10 protein-coding genes are annotated in these 13,959 nt (G+C 64.7%); 8 read left to right on the plus strand and 2 right to left on the minus strand.

What is annotated here, in order from left to right:
• The first annotated feature begins 25 nt into the window (after positions 1-25).
• The 4 genes from ACIPJI_RS32690 (at position 26) to ACIPJI_RS32705 (ending at position 3,756) form a co-directional block, all read left to right on the plus strand.
• The gene (locus ACIPJI_RS32690) at positions 26-883 is read left to right on the plus strand and encodes an ABC transporter permease (protein WP_402250439.1); all 858 of its coding nucleotides are present in this window, start codon (positions 26-28) and stop codon (positions 881-883) included.
• 68 nt (positions 884-951) lie between these two features.
• Positions 952-2,022, plus strand: a complete 1,071-nt coding sequence (locus ACIPJI_RS32695) for a glycine betaine ABC transporter substrate-binding protein (protein WP_402250441.1) — start codon at positions 952-954, stop codon at positions 2,020-2,022.
• Entirely contained in the window at positions 2,009-2,827 is an 819-nt protein-coding gene (locus ACIPJI_RS32700) for an ABC transporter ATP-binding protein (RefSeq protein ID WP_402250443.1), read from the plus strand. The genes ACIPJI_RS32695 and ACIPJI_RS32700 overlap by 14 nt, the downstream gene beginning before the upstream one ends.
• Before the next feature lie 23 nt (positions 2,828-2,850).
• Positions 2,851-3,756 carry a TauD/TfdA dioxygenase family protein gene (locus ACIPJI_RS32705; protein WP_402250445.1) on the plus strand — a complete coding sequence of 302 codons (906 nt, stop codon included), beginning with the start codon at positions 2,851-2,853 and terminating at the stop codon, positions 3,754-3,756.
• A 404-nt stretch (positions 3,757-4,160) separates the two neighbouring features.
• On the opposite strand, the gene ACIPJI_RS32710 is transcribed toward ACIPJI_RS32705, so the two are convergent.
• Entirely contained in the window at positions 4,161-6,737 is a 2,577-nt protein-coding gene (locus tag ACIPJI_RS32710) for an FtsX-like permease family protein (protein WP_402250447.1), read from the minus strand.
• Positions 6,734-7,447 carry an ABC transporter ATP-binding protein gene (locus ACIPJI_RS32715; protein ID WP_402250530.1) on the minus strand — a complete coding sequence of 238 codons (714 nt, stop codon included), beginning with the start codon at positions 7,445-7,447 and terminating at the stop codon, positions 6,734-6,736. Before ACIPJI_RS32715 ends, ACIPJI_RS32710 begins: the two co-directional genes overlap by 4 nt.
• A gap of 571 nt (positions 7,448-8,018) precedes the next feature.
• On the opposite strand from ACIPJI_RS32715, the gene ACIPJI_RS32720 reads away from it, so the two are divergent.
• The 4 genes from ACIPJI_RS32720 (at position 8,019) to ACIPJI_RS32735 (ending at position 13,767) form a co-directional block, all read left to right on the plus strand.
• Positions 8,019-10,223 carry an MMPL family transporter gene (locus ACIPJI_RS32720; protein WP_402250449.1) on the plus strand — a complete coding sequence of 735 codons (2,205 nt, stop codon included), beginning with the start codon at positions 8,019-8,021 and terminating at the stop codon, positions 10,221-10,223.
• A gap of 417 nt (positions 10,224-10,640) precedes the next feature.
• The gene (locus ACIPJI_RS32725; protein WP_402250451.1) at positions 10,641-11,618 is read left to right on the plus strand and encodes a GlxA family transcriptional regulator; all 978 of its coding nucleotides are present in this window, start codon (positions 10,641-10,643) and stop codon (positions 11,616-11,618) included.
• Between the two features lie 216 nt (positions 11,619-11,834).
• Entirely contained in the window at positions 11,835-13,121 is a 1,287-nt protein-coding gene (locus ACIPJI_RS32730) for a sensor histidine kinase (RefSeq protein WP_402250452.1), read from the plus strand.
• Complete coding sequence (locus ACIPJI_RS32735) at positions 13,090-13,767, plus strand: response regulator (protein ID WP_402250454.1); 678 nt, start codon at positions 13,090-13,092, stop codon at positions 13,765-13,767. Before ACIPJI_RS32730 ends, ACIPJI_RS32735 begins: the two co-directional genes overlap by 32 nt.
• The last annotated feature ends 192 nt before the right edge of the window (positions 13,768-13,959 follow it).

Consider the following 13,959-nt stretch of genomic DNA (forward strand, 5'->3'; position numbering starts at 1 on the left):
TCCGGCACTCCTGGGAGGCCGCCCCATGTCCTCAACACGCCTGGAAAGGGCGGAGACCCGGACCGGTAAGAGTCCGGTCAAGCGTCTCTTTCACACCTCGACGCGGATACGCCGTGCCGCTCTGCCGTTCGGTTCGCTCCTGCTGTTCCTTTTCCTGTGGGAGTTGCTGGCGGCGAGCGGGACGTGGAGCGAGACGCTGGTTCCGCCGCCCGTCAAGGTCTGGGACGCCTTCATCGAAGTGTCCACGACGAACGACGGTGTGCGGGGTTACGGCGGCACCACGCTCATCGAGCACCTGGGCATCAGTCTGCGGCGCATCGCCCTGGGGGCCGGTATCGGCATTGCCCTAGGGGTGGTATTCGGCCTGGTCATGGGCACCGTGGGGTGGGTGCGGTCGCTGTTCGAGCCCTGGATCACATTTCTGCGGACGCTGCCGCCGCTGGCGTACTTCTCTCTGCTCATCATCTGGTTGGGCATCAATGAGGAACCGAAGATCACGCTGCTCGCCGTGGCTGCCTTTCCGCCGGTGGCGGTGTCCACCACCACGGCCGTCGCCGCCGTACCCCGAAGCCTGCTCGAAGCGGCGCGGGCGCTCGGCGCGTCACGTTGGGACGTCGTCAAGGACGTCGTCGTGCCGTCCGCCCTGCCCGAGACGCTCACCGGTGTGCGGCTGGCCACGGGAGTGGCCTACTCCTCCCTCGTCGCGGCCGAGTTGGTCAACGGGCTGCCCGGCATCGGAGGCATGGTCAAGGACGCCGCCAACTACAACAACACTCCGGTGGTGCTCGTCGGCATCATCGCGATCGGAGTCTCCGGTCTCGTCATCGACGGACTGCTGCTACGGCTCGAACGTGCAGTAGTGCCCTGGCGCGGTCGTTCCTAGGCACGACGACCGCATTCAGTCTCCGCTTTCCGCCCTCTTCACCTCCCTCGTACAGAAACGGCTCCACCATGTCTCCTTCGCTGCCCAGAGTTCCCGTCGGCTCCTCGGTGCAGGGACCGACGCGTCGACTCCTGCTCGCCGGCGCCCTGGCTGCCGCCGTCACCGCCTGCTCCTCGGACGGCAGCCCCTCGTCCGGCGGTCGGTCCAAGCGACTGCGCATCGGCTACTTCGCCTTTCCCAGCGGCGACTTGCTCGTGAAGCGTCTGAAGCTGCTGGAGAAGGCCCTGCCGGACTACCAGGTCACCTGGGTCAAGTTCGACTCCGGTGCCAGCATCAACCAGGCGTTCCTGGGCAAGTCCCTCGACATCTCCGCCCTGGGCTCCAGCCCCTTCGCCCGCGGGTTGTCCGGGAGCTCTCCGATCCCGTACAAGGTCGCGTTCATCCTCGACGTCGCGGGCGAGAACGAGGCGCTCGTGGCGCGCAAGGACTCCGGCGTCTCCGACGTGGCCGGCCTCAAGGGCAGGACCATCGGCACACCGTTCGCCTCCACCTCGCACTACAGTCTGCTGGCGGCACTGGACACGGCCGGCCTCAAGGCGTCCGACGTCCAGCTCATCGACCTCCAGCCACAAGCGATCCTTGCTGCCTGGCAGCGGGGCGACATAGACGCCGCCTACGTCTGGCTGCCCACCCTGGAAGAACTGCGCAAGACCGGCGTCCAGCTCACCAGCAGCAAAGCGATCGGCGCCGCGGGCAAGCCCACCCTGGACCTCGCCGTGGTGTCGGAGGACCTGATCGCCAAGGACCCCGGGGTGATCGACACATGGCGCCAGGTGGAGGCGGACGCCCTGCGCCGGATCAAGTCCGATCCCGACGGCTCGGTCAAGACCGTGGCGGCGGAACTCGGCATCAGCGCCGCGGAGGCCAAGGCGCAGCTCACACAGGGCGTGTTCCTCACGCCCGACGAGGTCGCCTCCGCCGACTGGCTGGGCACCGACGGCAATCCCGGCAAGCTGGTGACCTATCTGACCGACACGGGCCGGTTCCTGGCGGGGCAGAAGCAGATCGACACCGCTCCGTCCCAGGACGTCATCCGCAACGCGCTGTATCTGAAGGGGCTGCCCGATGTCCTCAAGTAAGACGACGAAGGTCACTGAGACCGGCGAGGGCACCACGGGTGCCGGCTCCGTCCGCCTCGACCACGTCACCCATCAGTATGGCCGGAGAAGTGAGACCTTCACGGCCGTGGGGCCGGTCGACCTGAGTGTTCCCGCCGGCGAGTTCCTCGTCATCGTCGGAGCCTCCGGGTGCGGCAAGAGCACACTCCTGCGGCTGATCGCCGGATTCGAGCACCCCACCCACGGCTCGGTACGGGTGTCCGGCATCCAGCCGCGGCCCGGCGAAGCCGCAGGCGTAGTGTTCCAGACGCCCAGGTTGTTCCCGTGGCGCACCGTGCAGGGCAACATCGACCTGGCCCTGCGATACGCGGGCGTCGAGCGCGCCCAACGGCCCCGACACCGGGCGGAATTGCTGGCGCGCGTAGGTCTCGAGGGCGTCGGGCAGCGGCGTATCTGGGAGGTTTCCGGCGGCCAGCAGCAGCGGGTCGCCATCGCCCGCGCCCTGGCCGCCGAGAACCCCCTCTTCCTGCTCGACGAACCGTTCGCCGCGCTGGACGCGCTGACCCGGGAACGGCTCCAGGAGGATGTCCGCGAGGTCACCGCCCAGACCGGGCGGACCACCGTCTTCGTGACCCACTCGGCCGACGAGGCGGTGTTTCTCGGCTCCCGCATCGTCGTGCTGACCAAGAGTCCCGGAACCATCGCTCTGGACCTACCGATTGATCTGCCACGTGGTGACATCGACGCCGGGCAGTTGCGGAACTCGACGGAGTTCGCAGAACTACGAGCACAAGTCGCCCACGCCGTGAAGACCACCGCCGCCTGACACCCCAGAAGGAGCATCTGAAGATGAGTATCACCAGCGAGCAGTCGGCCATGACCGAGGCACCGGAGCGGGTCGCGACGCGCCTCGCCCTCACCCCGCTCGGCCCACATTTCGGTGCCGAGATTCGCGATGTCGATCTCAGTCGGCTCGACGACGACGAGGTCCACGCGATTCGGGCAGCTCTCGTGACGTACAAGGTGCTTTTCGTGCGGGGCCAAGACCTCAACGACGCCGCGCAGATCGAGTTCGGCCGACGCCTGGGCGAGATCACAGTAGGGCACCCGATCCACGACTCCGGCGACGTGCCCCCAGAGGTCTATTCTCTGGACAGCCAGGACAACGGGTTCGCCGACGTATGGCACACGGACGTGACCTTCGTACGTCGCCCACCGGCGATCTCCGTCCTGCGGGCCGTGGTGCTACCGCCGAACGGCGGTGACACGACTTGGGCTGACAGCCAGCTTGCCTACGAATCACTGACCCCGGCCTTGCGTACCCTCATCGACTCACTGACCGCAGTTCACGACGGCAGCCGCGAATTCGGGTATTACCTCAGCCAGCGCAGGAAGGGCCGCGGCAACCTCTGGGAAGGCGAGACGTTCAATGACCTGACACCGATCGAGCACCCGGTAGTGAGGGTGCACCCCGAGAGCGGACGCAAGGGCCTGTTCGTAAATCCAGGGTTCACCTCGCACATCGTAGGGATGTCGGAGCACGAGAGCCGCGGCATTCTCGACATCCTCTACGCTCATCTGACCAAGCCCGAGCACCTCGTACGCAACCGGTGGCAGCCGGGTGACGTCGCCTTGTGGGACAACCGCAGCACGGCCCACTACGCCAACCGCGACTACGGCGATCAGCACCGCGTCATGCACCGCATCACGTTGCGTGGGGACGCCCCCATCGGCCCGGCGGCACTCTCCGGCTGACCGCAGAGCCCGGCACCCTGTGGGAACGCCCATCGGGCTCAACGCTGGCGCGATCGACATCGCCAGCAGCGGGCTCACACCGTGCTCATTCCCGCAGGGGGCCCGGCTCCCCGGAGTGGAACACACCCTCCCTCCGGCGCCATGTCACGGACGGAAACGCGAACTGACCTGGGCAGCACGCTCAGCGGAAGTCCCTCCCGGCGCCGTGCGGCGCGAACCTGGTGCTTGACCGGGAAGGTTTGGCGGGTCTGGAAAGGCGAAACTCCGTACGGACGCCTCGGCCGGCGGGTGGCGTCGTGTTCTCGGTGAAAGGGGTCCGTGATCACGGCAGAGCGTGTCGCCAACGGACGTAGCGGGGGCCCCGTCTCGTCACTCCTTCGTTCCTATGCGGGGGCCCCGTCTCGTCACTCCTTCGTTCCTATGGAGTCCACCGGCCGGGACATCAGGAGAACCCGGGTCGGGAACATCGCACCCAGTACCGCGAGAGCTCCAAGAACTCCGGTGATCGCCACGTATGTCATGACCGGCACGCTGGGCCAGGGACTGCCGCTCAACGCCATCGAAACGAGCACCAGCGGGGGAACCGAGGCGAGCGTCCCGATGACGAGGCCAGAGACGACTACCGCCAGGCTCTCCCACGACATCATGCGACGCACCTGACGAGAGCTGGTTCCCGAAAGACGCAGGAGAGCGAACTCGCGCCGTCGTGCCACGGTGTTCATGACCTGCGAGTTCACGACTGTTATGGCCGTGTACACGATCAGCATCCCCACTACGAGATAGCTGACCCAGGCGTCGGCTCGCAGCTGCTCGATCTGTGCATCGAGCGCAAGCTGATCACTGACGACCATGCCCGGGTAGGCCCCGGCGACCTCGACGAGCTGCTCGTCGAGGTCCTGAGTGCCGGCTTCGGCCCGGACCAGGACAGACTCGTCCATCTGTGAGGTCGTATGTGTGATCAGCATGTCGTGGTCGAACGTGAAGTCAGCGAAAGCAAGGCCGCGTTCGTAGACCGCGACAACGCGAGGTTCGACAGGAGTGCCGTCACCCAGGTGCAGGGAGATCGTCTCGCCGAGTTCCACACCTAGCCACGACGATGCCATCTCACTGATGGCCACCGTGCGTGGCGTCAGCTCGCTGAAGCTGCCCTCTGTCACCCGGAGGTCGACCGTCTTCGCGACCGCCTCCGGCTCAAGGCCCTGCGCGGTCAGACTGACAGGAGACTCGGCCCCCTCCTCGCCGGCCGTGATCGCCACCACCTTTGTTCTCGCAATGCCGCTGGCCGCCGCCACGTGCTCCAAGTTCGCTACGCGCTCAGCGACATCCGGAGAGAGTCCGCCAGGCGAGGTGAGTACATGGGTGGCTATGAGCCCGCCACGCAGCTGATCTGCGGATGCCTTCAGAGCGGTGGTCTGAGCGAAAACGACTGTCGAAGCGAACGACACGGCCAGGACCAGTGGCGTGACAGCCCCTGCCGTCCTCAACAGGTTGGCCTTGGCGTTGGAAGTGGCCAGGTGGCCTGTCACCTGGAAACGGCTGAGGATCGGCTCCAGCACCCGCATGGACACCTTGGCCAGCCCAGGACCGAGCACTCCGGCGGTGATCGCCAGTACGAGGACCGCTCCATTTGCAAGGCCCACGAGCGTCGTGAAGTCGCCGCCATTGGTAAGGCCGGCTATCAGCATGCCGACGGAACCGACCCCCATCACAGCGCCAGTGATCTTGCGCCAGCGGCTGAGCTGTGGGTTCTCCGCCGAAGCCTCGCCCAGAGCCTCCGTGGGCCTGATGCGAGTCGCCCGCCGCGAGGCGCTGTACGAGGCGATCAGCGCGGTCAGGACCACGATGAGCAGTGCCCCCGCCCCAGGCAGCGGTCCGATGAACGGCTCGAAGTCCGGCGGGACGACACCGTACTTGCTGAGCTGGCTGCTCATCCAACGCGTCAACCAGATGCCGATCGGCCATCCGAGCACGCCGCCAGTCAGAGAAACGATGAGTGCTTCAGCCCTGAGCATCTGGCGGATCTGTTTGGGGGTGGCTCCCACTGCACGCAACAGTGCTACCTCACGTCGCCGGTGCTGAATCGAGAGCACCATCGTGCTGAACACGATGAAGACGGCGATGAGGAGCACGTTCGTGCTGACTGACACGGCCAGGAGGATCAAGTTGAACTTGGCCGTCGCCGTGTCGAGGAACTCGACCTTGCCACGTCCGTCACCCGTGTGGACACTCAGCGACTTGTCCTGGAGGGCCTCAGAGATCTGGTCAGAGAGCTGTGAGGCACTCACGCCGGGAGAGGCGAGGACGCCCAGAACGTCAGGCTCCTTACCCGGGGCCACCTGGTGCAGGTGGTCGTCAGAGAGGTAGACCACTGAACGACTCGGAAGAGCGCCTCCCTCCAAAGCGACTGTTCCACTGATGCGGAACGGGCGTGGCGAGGAGCCAGCTGTCATCACGTCGACAGTGTCGTCAGGGCGGAGACCAGCCCGATCGGCGAGCTCGGCATCCAGTACAACGTCTCGATCACCGCGCGGAGCCTGTCCCTCCACCAGGCGGAATGAACCGAGGCGGACGGTCGACCAGCTATGGGCTGTCACAGGTGCCGCATGCCGCCCGGGAACAGGCTGCTTGGACGACGGCACAACTTGGACAGGCACGCTCACGTCTGCGATGACGGCTGAGACGCCCGGCACCTTGGCGACGCGGTCGACGGCCGTGGTCGGAACGGGGACGCGCTCGACCAGCGCTTCCTTCTCCACGCGGGTCTGTTCACCCGTGTCGATCACGAAGTCCACGCGTTGGCGGCCGGCCACCAGTGCATCAGAAGCGGCGAACCGCTCGGGCGGCGTTCCAGACCGCAGTCCCGACTCGAGCAGAGCACCACAAGCACTGAGCACAGCAGCACCCAGAAGGAGCGCGATGAACGTTCCAAGCACCCCCCCTTTGCGGCCACGGAGCGTCTGCAAAGACAACTTCAGCATCATGCGGCCCTTCGCAACTGGGCCATCACGTCCGACACCTGCGTGGCATCGGGGGCATCGAGGTTCGCTGTGAGCCGCCCACCGACAAGGAAGATTGCGCGGTCAGTGTGAGCAGCGGCGATAGGGTCGTGAGTCACCATCACGACCGTCTGGTGCATGTCCGTCACCGCTTGGCGCAGCAGACCGAGGACATCTCGAGCCGTTTCCGGGTCCAGAGCGCCTGTCGGCTCGTCCGCGAAGATGACTTCCGGCCTGGTGATGAGGGCACGGGCGATAGCCACTCGCTGCTGCTGACCGCCGGACAGTTGAGTCGGGAACTGACCGAGCTTGTCAGCGATGCCGACCTGGCCCACGACATGCTCCAGCCAGCCTTGGTTGGCCGGCTTCCCATCGAGTCGCAACGGGAGGGTGATGTTCTGCTCAACGGTGAGAGACGGCAGCAGGTTGAACGATTGGAACACAAACCCCATGCGGCTGCGTCGCAGCTTGGTCAGACGTGCTTCCTTCAGCTCGGCCAAGTTGGTTGCGCCGAGATACACAGCACCGGATGAGGGGCGATCCAGTCCAGCTGCACAGTGCAAAAATGTGCTCTTTCCAGATCCCGAAGGACCCATCACTGCCGTGAAGGTGCCCTGAGCGATCCCCATGCTGACCCGGTCCAGCGCGACGACGGACTGAGCGTCCTTCCCGTACTGCTTGCTCACATCCTGCAAGTGCACTGCATATCCGCTGACCGGCAGGCTGGTCGGCCACTGAGCCCAGGACTTCACTGTGTCTTCCTTCGTTTCGTCGATCTACTCCCTTCATTGCACGCCTGCGATGCAGCCGATACCTCGGCTGTAGAGGTGAAGCTGCAGCTCGTACGGCAGAAGGAGCCGTACGGAGACCTCCGCCGGTCGAGGGAGAACTTCCAGGCGCCCCTCCTACCGGGTGACGAGGGAACGAGAACGCGCCAGCAGGACGCACTCCGGCCAAGCCAGACAGCCGAACCGAGCCGCAGGACGTGCCCCACTACCGGGTGGTGCCCCGGCAACGGGGACGTCCGTCACCCGGCCGACACAGACGGTGATGGCCCAAGGCATCCAGCGTCCGATTGCTTCGGGCTCATGAGCCCGAAGCGCCACATCGGCAAGGGGGAGGACCTGGACGCAATCTCGTTCGCCCGAAGGAGGTCGAACCTCGTCATGAGTACCGACGGCAACGCGCCCAGAGCGGCCGAGACTGACGAAGAGCCCCGCCGACGGGCATCAACTCCCCCTGCCAAGTGAATTGGAGCGCGCCCGCATGGCCACTCTTCTGTACAGACTGGGCCGGTTCGCCTTCAGGCACCGGATCATGGTCTTCCTGTCATGGTTGGCCATCTTCATACTTGCCGCAGTCGGCGCATCGGCAGCCCCTCCTCCTGCACCGACAGCCTTCTCCATGCCAGGAACCGAAGCGCAGAGGGCGTTCGACCTGCTGGACGAGCGATTCCCAGGTGCCAATGCCGACGGCGCGACAGCCCGCGTAGTGTTCAAGGCGCCCGAGGGCGAGCGAATCACTCAACAGGAACATCGCGCGGCTGTTGCAAAAACTCTCAGCGAGATCAAGGAACAGTCCCCGCAGGTAGCTGCTGTGGTCGACCCGTTCACGAGTGGGACCGTGAGCCCGGACGGAGCGATTGCCTACTCCAGCATCTCGTACAAGGTGCGCTCCGCGGCCCTCACTGAAGAGACAAAGGAAGCCCTTCAACACACTGCTGAAGCGGCGGCAACCGAAACCGCCCTCGCCGTTGAACTCGGCGGCAGCGTGGTTCCGACCAAGGCAGAAGGCGGGACAGAGATCATCGGCGTCGCCATAGCGGCCATCGTTCTCCTGATCACCTTTGGGTCCCTGGTGGCCGCCGGCCTCCCGCTGCTCACCGCGCTACTCGGTGTGGGAATCGGCGTCTCCGCCACAGCCGCCCTGGCCAACACGTTCGACCTGGGTAACACCACATCCACGCTCGCGATGATGCTCGGCCTCGCAGTCGGTATCGACTATGCGCTCTTCATCGTGACCCGCTACCGCGCGGAACTCGCCGAAGGGCACAACCGGGAAGAAGCGGCGGGACGGGCACTCGGTACAGCCGGCTCCGCGGTCGTCTTTGCGGGCCTCACGGTAGTCATAGCCCTCGCAGGCCTCTCCGTCGTCGGCATCCCGATGCTCACCAAGATGGGGCTGGCGGCGGCCGCAACAGTCGCCCTCGCCGTCGTGGTCGCATTGACCCTGCTGCCAGCCCTCCTCAGCCTTGCAGGAAAGTGGATCGTTGGACGCAGAGCACGCAAGCGTGCCACCTCCAGCCGACCTGTTCACCGTGGCAAGGGACGCTGGGGAGCCTTCGTCCTGCGGCGCCCAGCCCTGATTCTTATCGTCGGGGTACTGGGACTTGGGGCCCTCGCGGTCCCCGCGACCTCCCTCCAACTCGGTCTGCCGGACGAAGGCTCGATGGCAGCCGAGACGACCCAACGCAAGGCTTACGACCTTCTCTCCGAGGGATTTGGCCCGGGCTTCAACGGCCCGTTGCTGCTTGTGGTTGATGCCCAGAAGAGCGCCGACGCCCAGAACGCTGCCGACCGGGTGATCGCGACTGTGAAGCGAATCGAGGGTGTAGCTGGAGTAGGCCCTGCAGCCTTCAACAGAGCAGGTGATACCGCCACGATCACCGTGACCCCCGCTTCCTCACCGAGCAGCGTCGAGACCGAGCAACTTGTCAAGGAGGTCCGGAAGCGAAGCATCGACGTCAACAAGCAGACGAACGCTCAGACGCTCGTAACAGGTCAGACAGGTATGGCGATTGACTTCTCGAAGAAGATGGCCGACGCACTGCTCCCGTACCTGGCTCTCATCGTCGGCCTGGCATTCCTCCTGCTGATGGTCGTCTTCCGGTCCGTACTTGTTCCCCTCAAGGCCGCACTGGGCTTTCTGCTCTCGGTGGGAGCTGCGCTCGGGGCAGTCGTTGCTGTCTTCCAGTGGGGCTGGCTGGCGAGCGCGCTGGGTGTCGAGCAGACCGGCCCGATCATGAGCACTATGCCGATCTTCATGGTGGGGATCGTGTTCGGCCTGGCTATGGACTATGAAGTATTCCTCGTTACAAGGATGCGCGAGGCATACGTTCGTGGAGAGAGTCCAAGGCAGGCGATTACCACCGGATTCAGGCATGGCTCTCGAGTGGTGACGGCTGCGGCAGTCATCATGATGGCAGTCTTCGGTGGGTTCATCGGTTCAGGTGAAGAGATGGTCAAGATGATGGGCTTCGGCCTGGCTGCAGCAGTCTTCTTCGACGCCTTCATTGTCAGGATGGCCATCGTTCCAGCAGCCCTTGCACTCATGGGCAACAGGGCATGGTGGCTCCCGAGGTGGCTTGACCGGATCCTTCCGAACGTCGATGTCGAGGGTGAAGGACTCCGCACGAACCCAGGCCCCCCGGAGGCAGCCCGAACTGTGCTCACCGCTGGGGTCTCTCGGTGAACTGAACCCAAGGCCAGGGGCCGGCCAATCTGTGCGGGCCGGCCCCTGCGCGTCACCCCGCGGCCACAGATTTGATGGAGAGAGGTCATGACTAGCCGACCGCCTGCAACAGGCCGTCATCGGGCTGTCGAACCTTGCTGACGATCTTGTGGCCGGATCTGGGGCACCTGCGTCCCGCCCAGTGGTTTGCCGCGAGCGAAACGGCTGACATGGTTGGTTGTGCGGCAGAGAAGTCACGAGCTTAGCCAGGGACCTAAGCGAGCAGTCGTTCCTGTACTGACTGTGGTGGCTTCTCTGCCTCATGTAAGCAAGCAGAAAATGGACGCTTGTGTCCTGCCCGACTCGCTTGCTCTCAGTCCCGGGAAAGGCGAGAATCCTGATATGAACCGCCCAGGGGCGCCGGCCCGCCATATCCTCATGGTGATCTTTGACGGCGTTCAGGTTCTCGACGTGACGGGGCCACTAGAGGTCTACGCCGCAGCGAACGAGTTCGGGGCCAATTACCGCATCACGACGGCTTCACTAGATGGGAAACCCGTCACGACTACGGCGGGTCTGCAGCTTGTACCTGATGCGGCGCTGAGCGCGCTCACCGACCCGGTGGACACATTGCTCGTGCCTGGCAGGCCGGACTGGTGGGTGGCCGTTTCCGACACGGCCCTCATCGACACGATCAAGACTCTTGCCTCTGGCTCGAAGACGGTCGCCTCTGTGTGCGCAGGGGCCTTTCCGCTGGCCGCAACAGGGCTGCTTGACGGACGGCGAGCGGCTACCCATTGGCGCCTCGTTCCGGATCTGGCGGCTCGCTTCCCGAAGGTCACCGTGGACCGTGATGCCATCTTCATTCGGGATGGAGACTTCGTCACCTCTGCGGGCATCACGGCCGGGATCGACCTGACGCTCTCACTCGTCGAAAGTGATCACGGTCCCGACGTTGCCAGAGCCGCAGCCAAGCACTTGGTGGTCTTCATGGCTCGCCCCGGCGGGCAGTCCCAGTTCAGCGTGCGGCAGACCGCGAAGTACGGCAAAGACTCCGTGCTGCGCCAAGTGCTGGACGCCGTTGTGGCGGACCCCCGCGCTGATCACACGCTTCCTTCCATGGCTGCCCGTGCCGGCGTCAGCGAGCGCCATCTCACCAGGCTCTTCCGTTCAGAGACAGATATGAGCGCTGCCCAGTTCGTCGAACGTGTCCGGCTTGAGGCGGCCCAGGCCCTCCTCGAGGGTGGCAGCGATCCACTCGACTCCGTAGCGCGCAGGAGCGGGTTCGGCTCTGTCGAATCCATGCGACGCATCTTCCGGCGATCCCTCGGCACCACGCCGGGCGCCTACCGTGATCGGTTCCGGACCACGGGCGCAAAGTCCCAAAATGAGGCATTTACGTCCGACGTCGACTGAACGTTCCTGGGTGTAGGTCTGCATTATTGCTGCAGAAGGTCCGGCCGAGTGCTCGAGGAACAGTAGTCGTTCACTCCAGTGCCTCGGCGACGTCCTCGCCACGGAAGCTGCATCCGGGTCAGCTGATCCGCTCCTTGTCTGCTTTCTGCGTCCCGGTATCGGGAGGCTGAGCGGAAGTGGAGTGCTGGCCAGAGCACCCATCCCGCAGGAGTACCGATGAGCCTCATGAAAAAACTCGATGCCCTTGGGCGGCGACGAGTTCCTGCGGTGGCTGTCGACTTCCTTCTGGCCGGCCTCATTCTTGCCGGAGCTTCAGCGATCCCCGCGGAAGTGCCCAAGGGTCCGGGAATCCGGGAACCCGATGTATGGCGAAATCTATTCGTTCTTCTGTTTTCTGTTCCAGTTGCGGTTCATCGAAAGAAACCGGGACTGGTGCTGGCAGTCATGGGCGCGTCCCTGGCCGCCCTGCAGGGGCTTCACTACATCCCCGGGCCTGTCGGCCCGCGAGGCGCGGCAGTAGGCGTCCCGTACGTGGCTCTCGCCATCGCGGTCTTCCTCACCGCCCTACGCTCCACACGCCGCGGCGCCGCCTTCGTGATTGCGATCATGATCCCCGGCGTGATCGTGGCTGAAGCGCTGATGTCCCACGGGTATCGCATCGCAGCCGCACTCACCATCGTCGTCCTACTCGTCGCTGCATGGTCTCTGGGAAGGCTCTACAAGGCCCGGAAGGGGATGGAGCACGAGGCGGTTGAACGAGCCGCGGCTGTGGAGCGCGAACGAGCCGCGAACGCGCGTGCTGCCGTCGCCCAGGAGCGGGCTCGCATCGCCCGTGAGCTTCACGACATCGTGGCCCACAACGTCAGCCTGATGGTCGTGCAGACCATCGCAGCCGACCGCATTCAGGAGCGCGATGGAGCCAAGGCCCACGAGCTGCATCGCAGCATCGAGCAGGTTGGACGCACCGCAGTGTCGGAACTCAGGGGGCTGCTCCAGGTGCTGCGCACCGAGGACGTCGACGAGGGAAGCCCGGCGCAGCCACCGCAGCCGACCCTCGATGAAATACCGAGCCTGGTCGAGGCCGTGCGCGCGACCGGCCTCGACGTGCGGCTCACCACCACCGGTCCCCCTGTGCCTTTGCCGGCGGTTTCCCAGCTTGCGGTCTACCGGATCATTCAGGAAGCCCTGACCAACACGCTTAAGCATGCCGGGCGAACCCGCGTAGCCCTTGGGCTCTCCTGGGAATCGGACCAGCTCACCGTCACTGTCTGCGACAGCGGCCGCCAGGCCGGCGAACACTTCGTACCTGCGGTGATCCCGAGCGGAGCCGGGCACGGCCTGATCGGCATGCAAGAGCGCATTGCTGCTGTGGCGGGAACGCTTTACGTAGGGGAGCGCCCCGGGGGCGGATTCTGTGTGCACGCAACCATTCCGGTCCCTGTTACGGACTCATCCGAAGGAAATACAAGGCATGACCATGATTCGCGTACTGCTGGTCGATGACCAACCCATGATCCGAACCGGATTCCGTCTGATTCTCGAAGCGGAGCCCGACATTACCGTAATCGGCGAAGCGAGTGATGGCGAATCTGGGGCGGAAGATGCCAGAGCTCTGCAGCCGGACGTTGTGCTAATGGATATTCGCATGCCCCACGTTGATGGAGTAGAAGCTACCCGAAGAATTGTCGACTCTGGGCTCTCCAGTCGCGTCATTATCCTCACCACCTTCGATCTCGACGAGTACGTCGCAGATGCCCTGAGGGCCGGCGCCAGCGGGTTTCTTGTGAAAGACGGACCAGCTGACTCACTGGTAGGGGCCATCCGTACCGTTTCGGCCGGCGAAGCCGTGCTGTCTCCCCGGGTCACCCACAGGTTGCTTGCGCGATTCGCCCGCATCGCCGACCACGGCCAGTCGTCTGTTCCTCGGAGCCTGGAGATCCTGACCGGGAGGGAACTGGATGTACTCAAATCCCTCGCTCGTGGACTTTCGAATGCTGAAATAGGGAGAGAGCTTGTTATCAGCGAGACCACAGTAAAGACGCATGTTGCGCACATCTTCGACAAGTTCGATCTCCGGGACCGAGTGCAGGCGGTGATTCTCGCTTACGACACGGGCCTGGTTACTCCTGACAGTGCTCATGTCCCATGAAGCCTTATGGATATGGTTGGGTACAAGGCTCCCGACATTCCCTTGGGACGTGTAGAGCTCCCTCCATCGCCGTGGTCGAAGCTGCCTTGCTCGCGACCACCACCGAAACCAGTTCGGTGAGTGTCTCTTCAGCGAACCAGGAAGGTTGCGCTCGGGGCTCAACGGTGGCGCCAGTGCGCCAGGCCCGTCGTC

The organism is Streptomyces sp. NPDC086835 (assembly GCF_044745705.1).
Lineage (GTDB): Bacteria > Actinomycetota > Actinomycetes > Streptomycetales > Streptomycetaceae > Streptomyces.